The 18,277-nt window shown below is 48.3% G+C and carries 17 protein-coding genes; 10 read left to right on the forward strand and 7 right to left on the reverse strand.

Annotation, left to right across the window (positions count from 1 at the left end; translation table 11 throughout):
* Positions 1-77: 77 nt before the first annotated feature.
* The 3 genes from C943_RS03780 to C943_RS03790 all read left to right on the forward strand — a co-directional run bounded on the left by C943_RS03780 (position 78) and on the right by C943_RS03790 (position 4,044).
* Positions 78-1,505, forward strand: coding sequence for a DASH family cryptochrome (locus tag C943_RS03780; protein ID WP_040478898.1), 1,428 nt, complete (start codon positions 78-80; stop codon positions 1,503-1,505).
* A 119-nt stretch (positions 1,506-1,624) separates the two neighbouring features.
* A complete protein-coding gene (locus C943_RS03785; protein WP_008624425.1) occupies positions 1,625-2,593 on the forward strand; it encodes an NAD(P)-dependent alcohol dehydrogenase in 969 nt (322 codons plus the stop codon).
* A 101-nt stretch (positions 2,594-2,694) separates the two neighbouring features.
* Entirely contained in the window at positions 2,695-4,044 is a 1,350-nt protein-coding gene (locus C943_RS03790; protein WP_008624426.1) for a VOC family protein, read from the forward strand.
* 16 nt (positions 4,045-4,060) lie between these two features.
* Here C943_RS03790 and C943_RS03795 read toward each other — a convergent pair whose 3' ends face one another.
* From C943_RS03795 to dxs, 4 genes are all read right to left on the reverse strand, one after another.
* Positions 4,061-4,828, reverse strand: coding sequence for an alpha/beta fold hydrolase (locus C943_RS03795; protein ID WP_008624427.1), 768 nt, complete (start codon positions 4,826-4,828; stop codon positions 4,061-4,063).
* 258 nt (positions 4,829-5,086) lie between these two features.
* Complete coding sequence (locus tag C943_RS03800; RefSeq protein WP_040478900.1) at positions 5,087-5,320, reverse strand: DUF2442 domain-containing protein; 234 nt, start codon at positions 5,318-5,320, stop codon at positions 5,087-5,089.
* Positions 5,298-5,534, reverse strand: a complete 237-nt coding sequence (locus C943_RS03805; RefSeq protein WP_008624428.1) for a DUF4160 domain-containing protein — start codon at positions 5,532-5,534, stop codon at positions 5,298-5,300. The genes C943_RS03800 and C943_RS03805 overlap by 23 nt, the downstream gene beginning before the upstream one ends.
* Positions 5,535-5,542: 8 nt before the next feature.
* A complete protein-coding gene (gene dxs / locus C943_RS03810) occupies positions 5,543-7,453 on the reverse strand; it encodes a 1-deoxy-D-xylulose-5-phosphate synthase (protein ID WP_008624430.1) in 1,911 nt (636 codons plus the stop codon).
* A gap of 184 nt (positions 7,454-7,637) precedes the next feature.
* Between dxs and C943_RS03815 the strand changes: the two genes are divergently transcribed.
* The 3 genes from C943_RS03815 to C943_RS03825 are packed head-to-tail and all read left to right on the forward strand — an operon-like array spanning position 7,638 to position 11,937.
* On the forward strand, positions 7,638-8,387 hold the full coding sequence (locus tag C943_RS03815) for a segregation and condensation protein A (protein WP_008624432.1): 750 nt from the start codon (positions 7,638-7,640) through the stop codon (positions 8,385-8,387).
* 2 nt (positions 8,388-8,389) lie between these two features.
* Positions 8,390-9,445 (forward strand): lysylphosphatidylglycerol synthase transmembrane domain-containing protein, encoded by a 1,056-nt coding sequence (locus tag C943_RS03820; protein WP_008624433.1) that lies wholly within the window; start codon positions 8,390-8,392, stop codon positions 9,443-9,445.
* A gap of 23 nt (positions 9,446-9,468) precedes the next feature.
* Positions 9,469-11,937 (forward strand): bifunctional UDP-N-acetylmuramoyl-tripeptide:D-alanyl-D-alanine ligase/alanine racemase, encoded by a 2,469-nt coding sequence (locus C943_RS03825; protein WP_008624435.1) that lies wholly within the window; start codon positions 9,469-9,471, stop codon positions 11,935-11,937.
* A gap of 62 nt (positions 11,938-11,999) precedes the next feature.
* Here the strand turns inward: C943_RS03825 and C943_RS21265 are convergent, their stop codons facing one another.
* The 3 genes from C943_RS21265 to C943_RS03840 all read right to left on the reverse strand — a co-directional run bounded on the left by C943_RS21265 (position 12,000) and on the right by C943_RS03840 (position 14,767).
* Positions 12,000-12,758, reverse strand: a complete 759-nt coding sequence (locus tag C943_RS21265; protein ID WP_008624437.1) for an energy transducer TonB — start codon at positions 12,756-12,758, stop codon at positions 12,000-12,002.
* A gap of 62 nt (positions 12,759-12,820) precedes the next feature.
* On the reverse strand, positions 12,821-13,408 hold the full coding sequence (locus tag C943_RS03835) for a hypothetical protein (protein ID WP_040478902.1): 588 nt from the start codon (positions 13,406-13,408) through the stop codon (positions 12,821-12,823).
* Positions 13,409-13,543: 135 nt separating this feature from the next.
* Positions 13,544-14,767, reverse strand: a complete 1,224-nt coding sequence (locus tag C943_RS03840) for an MFS transporter (protein ID WP_008624441.1) — start codon at positions 14,765-14,767, stop codon at positions 13,544-13,546.
* A 214-nt stretch (positions 14,768-14,981) separates the two neighbouring features.
* Here C943_RS03840 and C943_RS03845 point away from each other — a divergent pair, with 214 nt between their 5' ends.
* From C943_RS03845 to C943_RS03860, 4 genes are all read left to right on the forward strand, one after another.
* Positions 14,982-15,914, forward strand: a complete 933-nt coding sequence (locus C943_RS03845; RefSeq protein WP_008624442.1) for an aldo/keto reductase — start codon at positions 14,982-14,984, stop codon at positions 15,912-15,914.
* A 74-nt stretch (positions 15,915-15,988) separates the two neighbouring features.
* Entirely contained in the window at positions 15,989-17,017 is a 1,029-nt protein-coding gene (locus tag C943_RS03850; protein ID WP_008624444.1) for a zinc-binding alcohol dehydrogenase family protein, read from the forward strand.
* Complete coding sequence (locus C943_RS03855) at positions 17,014-17,829, forward strand: sugar phosphate isomerase/epimerase family protein (RefSeq protein ID WP_008624446.1); 816 nt, start codon at positions 17,014-17,016, stop codon at positions 17,827-17,829. Before C943_RS03850 ends, C943_RS03855 begins: the two co-directional genes overlap by 4 nt.
* A gap of 60 nt (positions 17,830-17,889) precedes the next feature.
* On the forward strand, positions 17,890-18,231 hold the full coding sequence (locus C943_RS03860) for an L-rhamnose mutarotase (RefSeq protein ID WP_008624448.1): 342 nt from the start codon (positions 17,890-17,892) through the stop codon (positions 18,229-18,231).
* Positions 18,232-18,277 lie beyond the last annotated feature (46 nt).

Genomic DNA, 18,277 nt, shown 5'->3' on the forward strand with positions numbered 1-18,277 from the left:
ATCTTGGGATAATGATTTACGAATTATTCCTGAGAAGCCCAAACACTTTTCTTGGACAGCCTGTTAGCCGATTGATTATGAAGTACAGGCGCATTATCGTTTGGTTTAGAAATGACCTCCGCATCCATGACAATGTCACGCTTTCCATGGCCTGCGAAAAAGCGGAAGAAGTAATACCCGTGTATTGCTTCGACCCGAGGCATTTTGGGGAGATTGATTTGGGGATGGAAAAGATGGGTAACTTGAGGGCGAAGTTCCTTAAGGAAACTGTTTCTGAACTGCGCCAAAATCTCCAAAAATTGGGGGCCGATCTAGTCGTGCTGCAGGGATTTCCAGAAAAGGAAATCCCCAATTTGGCCGTAAGCTTGCAAGCTGAAGCGATCTTTTTCTCAGAAGAAGTCACAGACGAAGAAAAACAGGTCGATGATGCACTCGAATCCACGGCTTGGAAAAAGGGGATCAAAACCCGCTCCTTTTGGCAGCATACGCTTTTTCATATTGACGACTTACCCTTCCCAATTGGGCAGACGCCGGAGGTTTTTACCCAATTCAGAAAAGAGTGCGAAAAATTCTGCAAAGTCCGGCTGCATGCTTCCACGCCGAATGCAATCAATTTTCCTAAGATAGAAATAGAAAAAGGGCAGATTCCTGCATTGTCGGAATTTGGTTTGGAGGAGCCTGAGGACACGGGAAGAGGCGTGTTGATGTTTAAAGGTGGTGAACAAGAAGGCCTCAGGCGACTTCAGACCTATTTTTGGAACCTTGATTGCCTCAAGGACTACAAGAATACACGCAATGGCTTGCTCGGAGCAAACTACAGCAGCAAATTCTCGCCCTGGTTGGCCCTCGGTTGCCTTTCCCCAAGGCAGATTTATTGGGAAGTGAAGCGCTATGAGAAGGAACGTGTCAAAAACGACTCGACCTATTGGCTGGTCTTTGAGCTGATTTGGCGGGACTATTTCCGCTTTATTGCCAAAAAACACGGCAACAAAATCTTCCAGCTCAAGGGAATCAAACCATTTGCAGACCGCTGGAGACGGGACGAAAGCCTGTTTTGGAAATGGGCAAACGGCCACACGGGCATTCCCTTCGTGGACGCCAATATGCGGGAACTCAACGGAACGGGCTTTATGTCCAACCGCGGCAGGCAAAACGTAGCCTCTTTTTTGGTCAATGACCTTGGCATCGACTGGCGCTGGGGCGCAGCCTATTTTGAAAGCAAATTGATCGATTACGATGTGTGCAGCAACTGGTGCAATTGGATGTATGTGGCTGGCGTAGGCAACGACCCGCGCGAAAACCGATACTTCAATATCCTCAAGCAGGGCAGCAACTATGACAAAAAAGGCGATTATGTGCGGCATTGGATCCCGGAACTGGGGAAGGTACCGGGCTTTGATATTCATAGGCCTTTTGAATTGAACGCCTCCGAACTCAAACGATACGGGGTGAGTCTCGGTGGAAACTATCCCCACCCAATCGTGTCGATGAAGGTTTTTACTTAGGCAACTGATCCCAAAAAACCTGCATTCAAGCCTCAAAAAAGGAGTCCACCATTTCCAAAAACAGGAAATGGTTTTTTTATGCTTATCTAGTATTGTTTTTTCATGAAAAATCCCAACCTATGAAAGCCGCTGTGTACAGGTCCTATGGTCCGCCGGAGGTGGTCCAAATCCAAGACATCCCAAATCCAAGCCCGAAAGCGGATGAGGTATTTATCAAGGTTTTTGCCAGCACGGTCAATCGGACGGATTGCGGATTCAGGAGTGCGGAATACTTCATCTCCCGGTTTTGGAGTGGACTTTTCCGTCCAAACGAGCCTGTATTGGGTTGTGAATTTGCGGGAGAAGTGGTGTCGGTGGGCGAAAAAGTCAAAAAATTCCAAATCGGTGATCGGGTATATGGCTTCGACGATGCCCGTTTTGGAGGCCACGCCCAATTCAAAACCATCTCTGAAAACGCAGGCATTGCCAAGATACCGAATGGCATTGATTATCCAACCGCGGCCATGTTGACTGAAGGTTCCCATTACGCACTCGGCAATATCCGTGCTGCAAAGACCCAGGCAGGACAGCAAGTGATGGTCTATGGCGCGACCGGCGCGATCGGTTCGGCAGCCGTACAACTGCTCAAATACTTCGGTGCGCATGTGACCGCGGTCTGTCCTTCCCCAAAGGTGGATTTGGTGAAATCGCTTGGAGCGGATGTGGTGATCGACTACACCCAGGAAGATATCTCCAACTTGGCGACGAGGTTTGACCTGATTTTCGATGCGGTGGGCAAAAGCTCTTGGGGCGCATGCAAACCGTTGTTGAAACCACAGGGAAAATACATGTCGACCGAATTGGGCAAAAATGGTGAAAACGTCTGGAAAGCGATCTTGCAGAGTAAATCCAAGGGAAAGCGACTGCTGTTCCCAATTCCCACCACTGAACAAGAGGATATCCGTTTCTTGGGGGAATTGGCGGCGAAGGGGTACTTCAAACCGGTATTGGACCGAACCTATGATTTGGAAAATATCGTCGAAGCCTATCGCTACGTCGAGACGGGACAAAAAACCGGAAACGTGGTCATTAACATTCCACAGAACTGATAGATTTTTTCGGTTGCCGGGATTTTTCGGATGGTATTTTGGCTTGGTTGATTTTGGCCTATATTGACGCTGTTTGGATATTTGCCAATTCAGCTTCACGTATGAAAAATCCCTGTTTCAAAACCATCCTAAGATCTTGGATGCTTGTTCAGCCATTGGTTGTTTTATTGATTTTTTCCTGCCAAAACAAAGACCAAACCCAACAAGCCGAACATTTGGGACAAATGGAAGCATTTGCCGAAATGGTCGCTGCAGGCGTCAAACCGATTGCCTTGAGTGCGCCACTCGCTCCCGAAGAGGCGAATGGTCTCTTTGAAAAAGCGGAGGAAATCGCCAAAAAGCATGGTGTATCCATCTACCGGGAAGCTGATTTGGTACAAACGCAATTGTTCCCAGCAGATGTCGCCAAAGGAAAGGAAGTGCTGATTTTCTATTCGGGCAACAGCTTGGACGCTTATCTTGACCTGAAAAAGACCCTGAGCGATGGAACCTCGGGAGAGGCAGAAGCACGCAGGTTCGGTCGGCTACTGGGCTACCCCGTCACGCATATCAATCGACTTTTGGCAAAAAATTCGGACTTCCGGACTTTGGCGGATTTTGGGATTTCCGCGACCAACCTTTTTTTGTACTATAAGGACTTGCCGCGGGCTAGGGATTTTTACCACCGTCTATTAGGGCTGGAGATCGTGTCGGATTATGGTTTTGCTGTGACGCTTCGGATTTCGCAGGACGCTTTCGTGACCTTGGTCGATGCTGCGGTGGGTCGACACAAGGCTGAGGAACCCAAAACCGTCGCAATTGCCCTCCTGACCGACCAATTGCCGGAATGGTACACCTACCTGCAGACCCACAATGTACAAATCAAATACGAGTACAAGCCAAAAACCAACAATGCCCACGACGGCTTTGTAGCTGTGGATCCTGAAGGCTACCTGCTGGAATTTGAGACATTCAAACAACATCCCGAAAATGAACGCCTGATGCCGCAGCTCCGGCGCTTTGCCGCCTTGCCAACGCAAAGTGACAGTGTGGCGGCTGGAATGGGATTTTATGGGGCAGTCACCTGGCTGTATTACCAGGATATGCAGGCTGCGCAACTTTTCTATGAGGAAAAAATGGGTTTTGAACTCATCGTGGACCAAGGCTGGGCCAAGGTGTACAGGGTTTCCGAAACGGGATATGTGGGATTGGTGGATGAGCGGCGCGGCATGCACCGGTACACCGAACTGAAAGGAACGAGTATATCATTCATTGTGAAAGACTGGGAAGGCTGGCATGGATATGCGCAAGCCAATCAGCCCCTGCCAATTATCAAGGAAAGATATACCGGAAAAGATGGGCGCTACGAAGCCTTTGTCGGCGAAGATCCCGGGAAGTATTTCTTGGAGTTCAACCAATTTTTGGAGCATCCAGACAATAAACGGCTGTTGGAGGTTTTGGGGGAAAAATAGCTGTCTGTCAGTGATATCAGGAAAGCGTCAATGAATCCAAAAACTCCCTGATCGCCTCCAAACTCTTTTCGGGCTCCTCAAACATCCCCATGTGCGCAGCGTCTTCCAATTCGAGGTAAATGTCCGCGAATGGCTGGAGCTGACGGCTGTTTTCAATTTTCACGGCTGTGTCCAAACGTCCAGAGATCAACAATTTTTTGCCCAAAAAATGCTTCCAAACATCCAACCTATCCTTCCTGTCCCGCATGGCCGCGGTATAAGCGATCAATGCGGCGGTACTGCTGCGCTTTCCTTCTTGGATCAACCATTGAATCCTGCTTTCGAGATGCACAGCCTTTGACGGAGCGAAAAGCCCTGGAACAAAGGATTCCAAAAACGGGTCAATGCCGTTCTTTTCCAAGAAAGCAATCACCTTATTGCGGGTGTGTTTTTTCTCCGCATCATCCGGCAAAGCCGTTGAGTGGAAAAGGCCGATCCCCTTCAATCTTGGTCCCAAAAGCTCCGCCAACGCGAGGGTCACATAACCGCCCAAGGAATGTCCAATCACAATAGGCGACTCGATCCGCTCTTTCTCCATCCAATCGGCCATGTCAGCGGCCAAACTTTCCATCGAGATTTCCTTTTTGGGTAGGGGATTGTCCCCAAAACCCGGCAGGTCAATGGCAAAAACGGTATGCGTGGCCGCCAAGGCTTCTGCCATTTCAAACCAGATTTCTTTGGATTCGCAGAATCCATGGATCAGGATCAGAGGCTGTCCTTGGCCGGTTTTGGTGAAGTGGGGCATAAAAACAATTTTTCTTTCAAGGCACTTTAATAACCCAAAAGTAACGATGAAGTATTGGTTATATAAAATGCATCGTCAATTTGATCGGTGATTTTAAAGGAGCTTTCAACCCCAAATGATGAACCTTTGATTTCTTAAAGTCAATGACCAAAATCGGCTCAACTCAAACAACATTAGTAGAACTTATCCGCTGATAGCTTAAGCTCGAGAAATATTACCTAGCTGCTACCCTAATCGTTAGACCAAAATTTGTTCTCCCTATAATAGGTTTGTTACTAAAATGTCTTCATCCAAGGACTCCCAATGAATACCTTCTCCTCCACCAATGAAACGAAAATTCAAAAGTGCATCTTGGTTTGCATCTCGTAGCTTTGGGAACCACTCCAAAGGAATACTAAGTTCCCGTCCATCCTCTAAAGAAATATACATTCTGGCCTCATCGAACCTGACGTCTATTGCTAAGGGTGATTTACTTATTGTCAAAATACTCATTCCAAGATCTTTCTAGTGTCAACTGATAAAGCTCAATAAATTTACGAATTTCTTTAAGGTCCTTTGCTCCAAATCCTTTCGATTTTACCAATTCAATAGGCCTGAGAAGAAATTTTGCCGTGGCATTTCCCTTTTCAACGTGGATATGCGGGGGATCATGGTCGTTAGAATAGAAAAAGAAGCGATACCCAAAGACATTCAGAACCGTCGGCATAGGCCCTACTAAACCTCAACCTCCACCATTTCCCGTACTGCGTTGGCAATTCCCTCGGGGTCGAAGCCACATTCGCGGTGAAGCTCGATCTGTTCGCCGTGCTCCACAATGCGGTCCGGAATCCCCAAGCGCCTTACCTGAGCGGCGTAACCGTGGTCTGACATCCACTCGATCACGGCAGAACCAAATCCACCCATGATACAGCCATCCTCCACAGTCAGGACTTTCTTGAATTTCCCAAAAACTTCCTGCAATAACTCCCTGTCAAGCGGCTTCACAAATCGCATGTCGTAGTGTGCGGGCTTCAATCCTTCTTTCGCAAGCATTGCACAAGCCTCGACGGCATAGTTCCCAATGTGTCCGATTGTCAAAATAGCCACTTCCTCACCTTCCTGCACGATGCGTCCCTGGCCGATCGGAATTTCTCGCATAGGCGTTCTCCATTCAGGCATCACGCCTTGGCCTCTAGGATAACGGATCGAGAACGGCCCTTCGAACTGCGTAGCTGTGAACATCAGGTTGCGGAGCTCCTCCTCATTCATGGGTGCGGAAACGACCATGTTGGGGATGCAACGGAAATAGGCCAAATCATAAGCCCCATGGTGCGTCGGCCCATCCGCTCCGGCAAAGCCGGCGCGATCCAGACAAAAAACTACCTGGAGATTTTGCAGCGCCACATCGTGCACAACCTGGTCGTAGGCACGCTGCATGAAGGATGAATAGATATTGCAGAAAGGAATTAGCCCTTGCGTGGCCAAGCCGGCAGAAAACGTGACAGCATGCTGCTCGGCAATACCCACGTCAAATGCACGGTCAGGCATTTCCTTCATCATGATATTCATGGAAGAACCGGAGGGCATCGCAGGTGTCACCCCCATGATCTTGGGATTCTGTTTTGCCAATTCCACAATGGTATGGCCAAACACATCCTGGTACTTGGGAGCCTGGGGTGCACTTGGGACCTTTTTGAAAATTTCTCCAGTGACCTTGTCGAATAGCCCCGGTGCGTGCCAAGTAGTCTTGTTGCCGTTTTCGGCAGGGCCATAGCCTTTGCCTTTGACGGTCACGCAGTGGAGTATTTTTGGACCTGGAATATCGCGAAGGTCGGAGATGATCTCTACCAAGTGGTTGACATCATGACCGTCGACAGGGCCAAAATAGCGCAGATTGAGCGATTCGAAGAGGTTGCTTTGCTTCAAAATCGCGGACTTGATGGCTCCTTCGATTTTGGAGATGATCTCTTGGGCTGATGAGCCAAATTTGGATATTTTACCCAAAAGGCTCCACACTTCGTCCTTTACCTTGTTGTAGGTATGGGAAGTGGTGATATCTGTGAGGTAGTCCTTGAGTGCCCCCACGTTGGGGTCGATGGACATGCAATTGTCGTTGAGAATAATGAGCAAGTTGGTATCGGAAACACCCGCATGGTTCATCGCCTCAAAGGCCATCCCACCAGTCATGGACCCGTCGCCGATGACGGCCACGTGCTGTTTGTTTTTTTCTCCCTTGTACTTGGAAGCAACTGCCATGCCCAAAGCGGCAGAAATGGAGGTGCTTGAATGGCCCACGCCAAATGTGTCAAACTCGCTCTCTTTCCTTTTCGGAAATCCCGAAAGACCGCCATATACCCTGTTGGTATGGAAATTATCCCTACGTCCTGTCAGTATTTTGTGTCCATAAGCTTGGTGCCCAACATCCCACACGAGCTGGTCTTCGGGCGTATTGAGCACATAGTGCAGGGCTACGGTCAGCTCCACTACGCCTAAGCTCGCGCCGAAATGTCCGCCATAAACCGACACGATATCCACGATGTACTGTCTCAGTTCATCACAAATTTGGACCAGTTGGTCTTTCGAAAATTTTTTGAGATCGTCGGGTGAGTCGATCTGTGCGAGCAATTTTCCAGGTTTGATGGTCATCAGCAATGTGTTACATGATAAAGGTAATAAACATCAGCATCCGCATAATGTTTTGAAAAAGATAATTTCGGGAGTGGTTTTCGATACAGGCTTGAATTTACCTGTAGGGTGTTTAATTTACCATTAAATGGATATCTTTGAAATCCGTTCGGGCGCAAAAATAATATAAATAATATAGTTTCCAGTGAGTTTCGAAATCAAATTGCCTCTCTTTGAGGGACCTTTCGACCTGATGCTCTTTTTCATCGAAAGAGATGAGCTGGATATCTATGACATTCCGATCGCCAAAATCACCCAGGACTTTTTGGAGTATATCCACCATTTGGAGAAGATGGAGATCGAGGTGGCGAGCGAATTTATCCTCTTTGCAGCCACACTGATGAAGATCAAATCACGTATGTTGCTGCCACGCCCAGAATTGGATGAGGAAGGAAAGGAAATCGATCCGCGGGAGGAATTGATCCGACACCTATTGGAGTACAAAAAATACAAATCGGTGATCCTCGAACTGGCAAGCCTCGAAGAGCAAAGACTCTCCAAGGAAAAAAGGGGCAATATCCAATGGGAATTGGAGCAGCTTTCCAAGGCTGAGGATGTGGATGCAGAGATGCAGGATTTGGACTTGTTCAAGCTTTTGAAGGTCTTCCAAAGGGTCATGTCCAAATATGCCAACCGGACTGACGAAACCAAACACACGGTTGTGCAGTATCCATATACCATTGAGCAACAAAAGGATTTTGTCTTGGAAAAAATCAGCTTTCGTGACCGGGTTCCCTTCACGGAGTTTGTGCAATACAAACCCGACAAAATATTCGTTATTTATACATTTTTGGCCATTTTGGACCTCCTGCAGCTTTCACTCGTGACAATCACGATCGGAGAAGGTTTCAACAATTTTTGGGTTGAGAAAAAAGAACCTGTTGCCGCTGCATAAGTATGAAGTTGGACAACAAGAAGATTTTCCAGACACTCAACCCCAATAAAGTATGGGTTCCAATCCTCATTGGTTTGGCGATCGTTTTTTACATGTTTTACACGGATCCCTCGATCAATGCCAATACCCTCAAAGGGGTTTTTGACGCATCTGTATGGTGGATATTGTTGGCTATTCTGGTCATTTTGGGACGAGATGTCGGCTATATTTTCAGGATAAGGGAAATCACGGATAGACAACTTACCTGGACACGTGCTCTGTATGTCATCATCCTTTGGGAGTTTGCGTCTGCTGTGACGCCATCTGTGGTCGGCGGTTCGGCAGTTGCCATTTTTATCCTAAACAGGGAAGGAATCAAACTTGGAAAGGCAATCGCTTACGTGATGGTCACAGCGATCCTAGATAACCTGTTTTTTGTCATTGGCGCCCCCATCATCCTGTATTTTGCCCAAGGGAACATTTTCCCTTCCGGAAGGATCATGGAAATGCGATTTGGTAGGAGTATCGAGGTCCTGTTTTGGATTTCCTATGGACTGTATGCCTCGTACTCACTCGTGATGGCATTGGCGCTTTTTTACAAGCCCCGGGTTTTCAAATGGGTGTTGTTAAAAATATATTCCATCAAATGGCTTCGGAAATGGAAGCATTCAGCCAACGAGTACGGCAACCAAATCATCGAAGCCTCGAAGGAACTCATAGGTAAAAACGCCAAATATTGGGTGACGATAATTGTTGCGACGATATTCATTTGGAGTTCCAGGTACTTGATGCTCAATGCACTAATTGGAGCTTATGCTGATTTGGATATCTATGAGCACATCACGATTTTTGCCCGACAGGTTATCATGTGGATCGTGATGATGATATCGCCAACCCCGGGCAGCAGTGGCACGGCAGAGTTTTTCTTTGCCCAGTTCTTTGCCGAGTTCCTCAATGGCTACACCTTCGTGACGAGTATCTTGTGGAGGTTGCTGACGTACTATCCCTATTTGTTTTTGGGTGCGATATTCTTACCTCGTTGGATCAAGCAAGTATTTTTTAAAAAGAAAGAGCATTGATCGACAATTGCTATTTTTAGGTTATGATCCAATCGCTCACGCCCCGACAGATTACCGATATTGTCCAAGGGCAATTGCTCGGACCCTCAGAGGACGCGCTTATCTCGATGGTATCCATCGATTCGAGGAGCATTCTGCAGCCAGAGTCCACGCTTTTTGTGGCGCTCAAAGGCGCCAAATTTGACGGTCACACGTTCGTTCCTTCTTTGTTGGATTTGGGAGTGAGCTGTTTTTTGGTGAAAAATGATTTCCCCGACGCTGCGTCTATTTCCCATCGGGCAAGTTTCATCCTGGTTGACAATACACATACCGCACTCCACCAACTGGCGGCATACCAGCGCAGTCTGTTTAAAAACCCACTCGTCGGCATCACCGGGAGCAACGGGAAGACCATCGTGAAGGAATGGTTGGGGCAGGTTTTGGGAAGAAAATTCCCCGTCGCCAAAAGCCCCAAGAGCTACAATAGTCAAGTCGGCGTACCACTTTCCGTATTTGGCATCCACGCCACCGACAAAGCCGCCATCATGGAAGCAGGTATCTCCAAACAGGGAGAAATGTCCAAATTGGAAGCGATCCTCAAACCCGAAATCGGGATTTTCACCAATATCGGTACCGCCCACGAGGAAGGTTTTCCTTCGATGGAGGATAAACTGAAGGAAAAAGCGCTGCTGTTTGACCACAGCAAATTTGTCATTTGCCGAAAAGAACATGCGGCAATCCACCAGCATTTATTGGACAAATTGGGAGAAGAGCGTCTGATTGTCTGGTCGGACGATGTCGGCTGCGACTATACCCTGACCGTTCGCAAGGATCCGGATCATGCCAAAATCCTGCTGATGCGGCCGGATTTGAGCATTTTTACCTTTTCGGTTCCCTTCTTGGACGAGGCATCGCTCGAAAACATTCGCCATGTAATTGTGGCCTCACTCACCTTGGGTTTGGAGCCGACAGATATCCAGGAAGGCATCAGCCACCTGAAAGCTGTGGAAATGCGGCTAACCTTGAAGCCAGGTATCAACGACTGCCTATTGATCGATGATACGTACAACAACGACTTGGCAGGGCTTAGGCTAGCATTAGACTTTATGAGCGCGCAGCGGCCCAAAGACAGGAAAGTGGTGATCCTCTCAGACATGTTGCAGGTGGGAAAGCCCCAGGAGGTTTACCAAAAAATCGCCGAGCTCCTCCAATACCACCGGGTTGACTTTCTGGTGGCGGTTGGACAGCATATTCGACAGGCACTTTCCCATTTTCAAGGCGAATCGCGCCATTTTGCGGACACCAAGTCATTGGTTGCCGGTATCTCCGATCTCAATTTCGAAAACGACCTGATCCTCATCACGGGTGCAAGGGAATTCCGCTTCGAGCAAGTCGTCGATCGGCTGCAGCAGCGGATACATGGTACCACCCTGGAGATCAACCTCAATGCGCTGACCCACAATTACAATTTTTACAAATCAAAAATCCTTCCCCATACCAAGATTATGGTCATGGTCAAAGCCTTCGCCTATGGAGGTGGGGCCGCCGAAATCGCCAATCACCTGCAGCAAATGGGGGCCGACTATCTCGCCGTCGCCTACACCGATGAAGGCGTCGCACTGCGGGAAGCAGGTATCAAGCTTCCGATTATGGTACTCAATCCGGTACAGGAGTCCTTCATCCACCTGCAGCAGTTCCACTTGGAACCTGTTGTGTATGGCCTGGATTTTTTCAAACAACTGGGAAAATACTGTCGCCACCAAGGCACCGACATGCATATCCACCTCGACTTTGACACGGGCATGCATCGCCTTGGTTTCGAAATGGAGCATTTGCAGGATTTGAAAACGCTGATCATTGATTTTCCCGAACTCAGAATAGCCAGTATGTACACCCACCTCGTAGGTGCCGACGAGGAGGCGCACCATGATTTCTCGATCCGCCAATTGGAGGATTTTCTGAAAATGTGCAGCACCTTGGAATCAGCGCTTAGCTACCGCCCACTCCGCCACGCACTCAACTCGGCAGGCATCGTCAGGTACCCCGAATACCAAATGGACATGGTGCGCTTGGGAATCGGGCTCTACGGCGTAGAGGTCAGTGGACTGTATGAGGGACACCTGAAACCAATCAGCAGCCTGAAAACCACTGTCTCCCAGGTAAAACACCTAAAAGCAGGAGAAACCATTGGCTACAGCAGAAAGGGAAAAATGGACCAAGACGGCCAAATCGCCACCATCGCAATCGGCTATGCGGACGGTTATGACAGGCGGTTCAGCAATGGCAGGGGCTTCGTGCTCATCCATGGACACCGTGCACCCGTGATCGGCAATGTCTGCATGGATATGACCATGCTGGACGTGACGGGCTTGGAGGTGCGTGAAGGCGATGAAGTTTTGATCTATGGACCCGGCATTTCGCTGAAGGAACTCGCCGAACGCATCGGGACCATTCCCTATGAACTGCTAACCAATATCAGCAGCCGGGTCAAGCGGGTGTATTATTTGGATTAAACTGTACGATTACTTCTAGGAGATGAAATTGCCGACTTCTGACTAACTTGGATCTGATGAGATCAAAGTTTGAAACGAATAGGCAGATACATTTCCGTCTTCACCGGGTTGCCGTTTTCGACTTTGGGAGAGAAATTTTTCTGATACTTTTTCATCACCCTCAAGGCTTCATTGGCCAACGCTGGATGCACGTCTTCGGGATTCATTACTTCAATCTCGGAAATTCTTCCTTCCTCGTCCAATTGGAACGCTAGATATACCATGCCCTCGGCTCGGTCGGACCGCGCTTCAGAGGGGTAATTCAGGTTACTAGCCAAGAAGTTGTCCCAGGCCTCCGGCCCGCCAACAATGGAAGCCTCTCGAAAGAGCCCGAGGTCTAAAGGATTGCCCGAGTTATCCCATCTTTTTTCCTCAACCAGTTGCCAATTCGCAGTTCTTTTGAGAGCCGCAAGTATCCCATTAGAATGAAACACAGAATCAACAGTAGACTTACTGGAATTATCTACTCGATAAACTCTGATAACGGCCCGGGAATTTTGATCAAAATCCTTTAACGAATATTGTAATACATTCCCTTTTTTCCCTAGATACTCGACCTTCTCTTGTACCAAAACACTGTCCAAGTTATAAGTCTTCGCAACTCGAATATTTGACTTGCTTTCCTCCGTAGTTTGGAAATAACGCGGCTCATACTTTGTTACATCCTTAATCGGACGCTTGTACTTATTGAGAAAAATAGTTCCCTGGGCAAAGCAGACCTGATGAAATATGCCAATAGAAAACAAAAGCATCAAAAGAAGATAAGACCGTTGATTTTTCATTTGACGGGTTTTGATTACGATGTGATTATTGCAGAGGAGAAATTTTGATCAATTGCTAACCCTTACTTTTTCTTCTTCAACGGCTTGCATTCTTTGCAAAAGTCAGGGTACTGCTCGAGCTCGAGAAGCACTTCCTTGTGCATGCGATCGAGCACTTCCCGGTTCATCCCGAGATCGGCTTCTTCCATGGATTGGGTGCTCCTATCGTTCCAATCCTTATTCACGCTTTCAAAGAAGGCCCCGAGCTTGTTGGGGTCAGAAAAAGCTTCCTTTTCGTCGTATATCTTTTTTCTGAACTTGCGCGCATACAACTCCGCCAAATCAAACTGAAAATCTGCCATGGCGACCATATTGTTGGCCATTTCCAAATTGGGGGCCTTGATGGTCGAGGCCGTTGGCTGAAATACGACGGTGACCTTTGAGTTAAAGTTTTTGGTAAACATGTACTCGTAGTTACTCATCGCGTAGTTGAAATCCATTTTGATCCCGGCGCCAAGGTAATATGAGCTAAGGGAAGGATCGATCTTGGTACCCTTGGATTTGAAGTCTTCCAAGGTAACTTCGTATTCGGGTGTCCACTCGATGGATTCTTGGGAAAATGCTTCAAAACACAAAAACGCGGCAAAACAGGTTAGTAGAAATTTACGCATAAGGATATAGATTAGGCGTCGAAAAATATCCAAAAAATCCCAACCAAAAATCGAACATCAAAAATAAATTTAGACATCTGACTATTTTGTTTCTTGATCCGCGAATGAATCCTTTGGTTTAACCATGGGTGGAAATCAAGCTTTGAACCGATGAAGTTTAGGCACTCTCATCCTAACCAAAATGACCCCTGCCGAAAGAATTGTCAACAAGCCAACCACCCAAATTGAAACGTTCATCCCAAAGGCATCCGCAAGAAATCCCGTCAATATTGCTCCGATGGCGTAACCCAAATCCCGCCAAAGCCTGAAAATTCCGATGCTCTTGGCCCGATCTCCCGGGTGGGTATTTTCAGCCACAGTTGCCAAAAATGTCGGATAAACCAAGGCCGTCCCAAATCCCAATACGGCGGATAAAGCGAGGTATTCCCACATTTCCTTAGCAACCACAAATACAAGCAGCGCCACACCCTGTAGCAACATTCCCCAAAACAGAAGCCACTTTTTCGGAAAAACGTCCGCTAACAATCCGGTAAACAACTGTCCTATTCCCCAAACCGCCGGATACACCGCGGTAACAATTCCTATCTGCGCCAAATCGAAGCCTTTACCAGACAAAAGAATGGGGAAAATCCCCCAAACCATGCCGTCATTCAGGTTATTTACCAAGCCCGCCTGTGTCACTGACCCAAGGTTGGGATTCCGCCAGGAAGTTTCCCAAAAAGGCTTGTGGAGACGCGGAACTTCCGAGACAGATTGCTCCTTTGCCACGTGGTGTTTTGTGTCTTTCACAAAGAACATCGAACCCAACAAACCCAAAACCGCCATCCCGATCCCGATGTAGAAAGGGTAAGGTCTAAGTCCATAGGCCGAGGCTATATATCCTGTCAAAAACGCCACCACAGCGACTGCCAAGTAGCCAGCAAACTCGTTGAGGCCCATCGCAAAGCCTCGCTGCTTTTCGCCGACCAAGTCGATCTTCATGACCACGGTGCTACTCCAAGCCAAACCTTGGTTGATGCCAAGCAGCACATTGGCCGCTACAATCCAATTCCAATCAGAGGCAAACATCAGGATGAACGGAACCGGCAAGCCAAAAAGCCAACCAAACACCAGCAGGTTTTTTCTCCCCACCCGATTGGCAAAAGCACCAGCAAAGTAATTTGTCAGCGCTTTGACGATACCAAAAACGAAGATAAAGGAGAGAATCGCGGTTTTTGCGGCAATTCCAAACTCTTCCTCCGCGATTTGGGGTAGGATGCTCCGCTCGAGCCCGACCATCCCGCCCACAAAAGCATTGACGATGACCAACAGGCTGAATTGCCTCCAATTTTCCTTGAGGCCAAGGTGGACGTTTTGCATAATGCAAAAATAGAACGACCCTAACGGCAGGTAAGTGATGATTATTACAAGAATATCATCGCAATGGGACTAGCAAGAGATTTCAACCAATACTTCCCCAAATTCAGTTGCTAAACAACATATTCCTTGATTTCTTCCATAGGCGGATCAAGGATTTTTCCCATTTTGCCCTATCTTGGGTCTTAGCTAATCTTAACGCGCTCCACCAAAAAACATGCAATTCAGAACCCTTGGCAAAACCGGATTAAATGTCTCCGTACTCGGCTTTGGCGCATCCCCGATGGGAAATGTCTTTGATCCAGTGGATGAAAATGAAGCCGTCAGCTCGGTGCACAAGGCCATCGATCGGGGCATTAATTTTTTCGATGTTTCGCCTTTTTACGGATTGACGCTTGCAGAATCCAGACTCGGAAAGGCACTCGGGGGCAAGCGGCAGGGAATTATCCTCGCCAGCAAGTGCGGCAGGTATGGATTGCAGGATTTTGATTTTTCCAGAAAAAAAATCCTCGCGAGCATCGATGAATCCTTGATGCGGCTGAAGACGGATTACCTGGATTTGTTCCAACTGCATGACATCGAGTTTGTGGACAAGCAGATTATCATAGAAGAAGCAGTGCCTGCAATAAAGGAAGTAGTCCAATCCGGAAAAGCGCGGTTTTGGGGAATCACAGGACTTCCCGTCCGGTATCTGGCGCATATAGCACGGGAGACCCAGCCCGATACGGTCTTGTCGTGGGCCCATTACAACCTGCTTGAGGACCAGATCAATGATGAACTGGTACCGCTTCCCAAGGAAAAGGGTTTCGGTTTGATGAATGCGGCACCACTGCTACAGCGGATTCTTTCTGAGGAGAAATTACCCCCGTGGCACCGTTCTCCGGAAGCCGTCAAGGCCACGCAGCCAAAATTGTCGGCGCTTTGTAAGCGATATGGTCTGCGCCTGAGTGATGTCGCTATTCGCTATGCTGTCGACCATGAAGCGATCGCTACGACGATCGTGGGCATGTGCGAAACACATATTGTTGACAAGAACATCGATGCTTTGGAAGTAAAAATCCCAAACGAGCTTATGCAGGAAATCCAGCAACTCGTCGCCCCAGTCAAGAACCAGATGTGGTATGAAGGAAGGCCCGAAAACAATATTTGATTGAAATGAAGCTGTTTGATTTCCTTCCCAAAAATATTGATTAGAAAAAGGAAAAAACGCCCAAAATGAATTAAATGAAAGCACTGTTTCTTACCGAAGTCGGAAAAACGGAAGTCCGGGAAATCGAAAAACCTACACCCAAGGCCGGTGAAGTCCTGCTCGAGGTAGGCATGGTTGGATTTTGCGGGGGAGACTTGAATGGTTTCAAAGGCCTTTTCCCGCTGCAGGAATACCCCAATGTCCTAGGACATGAAGTTGGAGCCACGATCGTGGAAATTGGCGCTAATGTCCCCTCCGAGGTTCGTCCTGGAGAAAAAGTAACGCTTTACCCCTATCTCGCCTGCGGGATATGTGTCGCCTGTCGCAAAGGCCGGCCCAATGCCTGCAAATTCAACAAGACGATGGGCGTCCGCCGTCCAGGGGCGATGACGAGGTACGTCACGGCACCTTGGCAGGATGTTTTTCCCTCCAAGAAACTCAGTCTCCGCGAACTCGCCTTGGTGGAGCCACTGACGGTGGGATTCCATGCCGTGAGCCGCGGACGGGTAGGTGCAGAGGACCGCGTTGCCGTGATCGGCTGCGGAATTGTGGGCCTGGGCGCTGTTGCATCTGCGGTGAATAAAGGTGCCAAAGTGATTGCCATCGATCTCGACGATTCCAAGCTGGAGATTGCGCACAAAATCGGTGTGGCTCACGCGATCAATCCGTCCAAAGTAGATTTACATCAAGCGCTGCACGAAATTACCGGAGGAGACGGGCCCGACGTAATCATCGAAGCAGTCGGCAGTCCAGCTACCTACCAAGCAGCTGTGGACGAAGTGGCGTTTCTCGGTCGGGTAGTTTGCATCGGCTATGCAAAGGCGCCGGTTTCCTTCAATACATCTTTGTTTGTCCAAAAGGAAATCGAAATCCTCGGCTCGCGCAATTGTGTGGGCAGGACGGATTTCCCGGAAGTGATTTCGTATCTGGAAGCAGGGAAATTTCCAATAGAGGCCGTAGTCAGCAAAGTCATCTCTATCGACCAAGGGCCTGAAACGATGGCGGCTTGGGCGGCAAATCCGCAGGGAATCATCAAAATCATGCTTAATCTGGAAGACCAATGATCAAATCCGCTGTCACCATAGCCTTGGTCCCGCAGATCAAAACCGGTCCTTGGATTTTTTGGAATGATCTGGAAATGGGCATGAAACAAGCGTCCGAGTTGGGATTTGATGGCGTGGAGCTGTTTACGGCTTCTGCTGACAGCATCGATCCCAGTAAATTGGAGAAACTTCTGGCAAAATATCGACTCAGCTTGGCTGCATTAGGCACCGGTGCGGGTAAAGTGCTGCATGGCCTCACATTGACAGATCCTGATCCCACGATGCGTGCCAAGGCGCAGGCCTTCGTTTCGGATATGATCGCTTTTGGCGCAAGATTCGGTGCACCCGCGATTATTGGCTCTATGCAAGGCAATGTCCAGCCGGGGGCAGATCGGCAGCAGACGATCGAATGGTTCAAAGAGAGTCTAGAAATCCTAGCAGACAAAGCGTCATCCCTTGGCGTGCATTTGATCTATGAACCGCTGAATCGCTATGAAACCAAACTTTTCAATACCTTGGAAAGCAGCGTCTCTTTGTTGGAATCATTGAAAGCCAATCAAGTCAAACTCTTGGCGGATCTTTTCCATATGAACATTGAGGAAACAGCGTTGGCACAAAGCATTCGGGAATTCGGAAATTATATAGGTCATGTGCACTTTGCAGATTCGAACCGAAAACCCATGGGATTCGGACATACGGGTATGGCACCAATTGCCGAGGCTTTGAGGGAAATCAGCTATGAAGGTTACGTTTCCGCGGAAGCCTTTCCCTGGCCGGATTCGAACGCAGCCGCCAAGCAAACCATCCAACAATTCCGAAAGTTCTTCAGATAGCCACGACACTTCTCCAAACCTTAAAATATCCCAACTTTCAAACCTTCAAACCTCCCCGCCATGAAACGCTTTTGCCTCGCCCTTGACCTGATTGACGATCCAGACTCTATCCGGGAATATGAAAAATACCATGCCCCTGGTGCCGCTTGGCCGGAAGTGACGCAGCATGATATTGACTGTGGTATCCTGAACATCGAGATTTTCAGGACCAGCAACCGGATGTTTATGATTCTGGAAACCGTGGATGATTTTTCCTTTGAGCAGAAAGCCAAAATGGACGCTGCCAATCCCGTAGTTGCCAAATGGGAGGCGCTGATGTGGGGCTTTCAGCAACCGCTTCCATGGGCAAAACCCGGAGAAAAATGGGTCTTAATGGACCGGATTTTTAAGTCGGGGCTGTGAGGTCCAGATAGAAAAAAAGCCCTCCGGTTATCAGAGGGCTTTCAAG

Origin of the sequence: Mariniradius saccharolyticus AK6, from assembly GCF_000330725.2 — a bacterium.
GTDB classification, from domain to species: domain Bacteria; phylum Bacteroidota; class Bacteroidia; order Cytophagales; family Cyclobacteriaceae; genus Mariniradius; species Mariniradius saccharolyticus.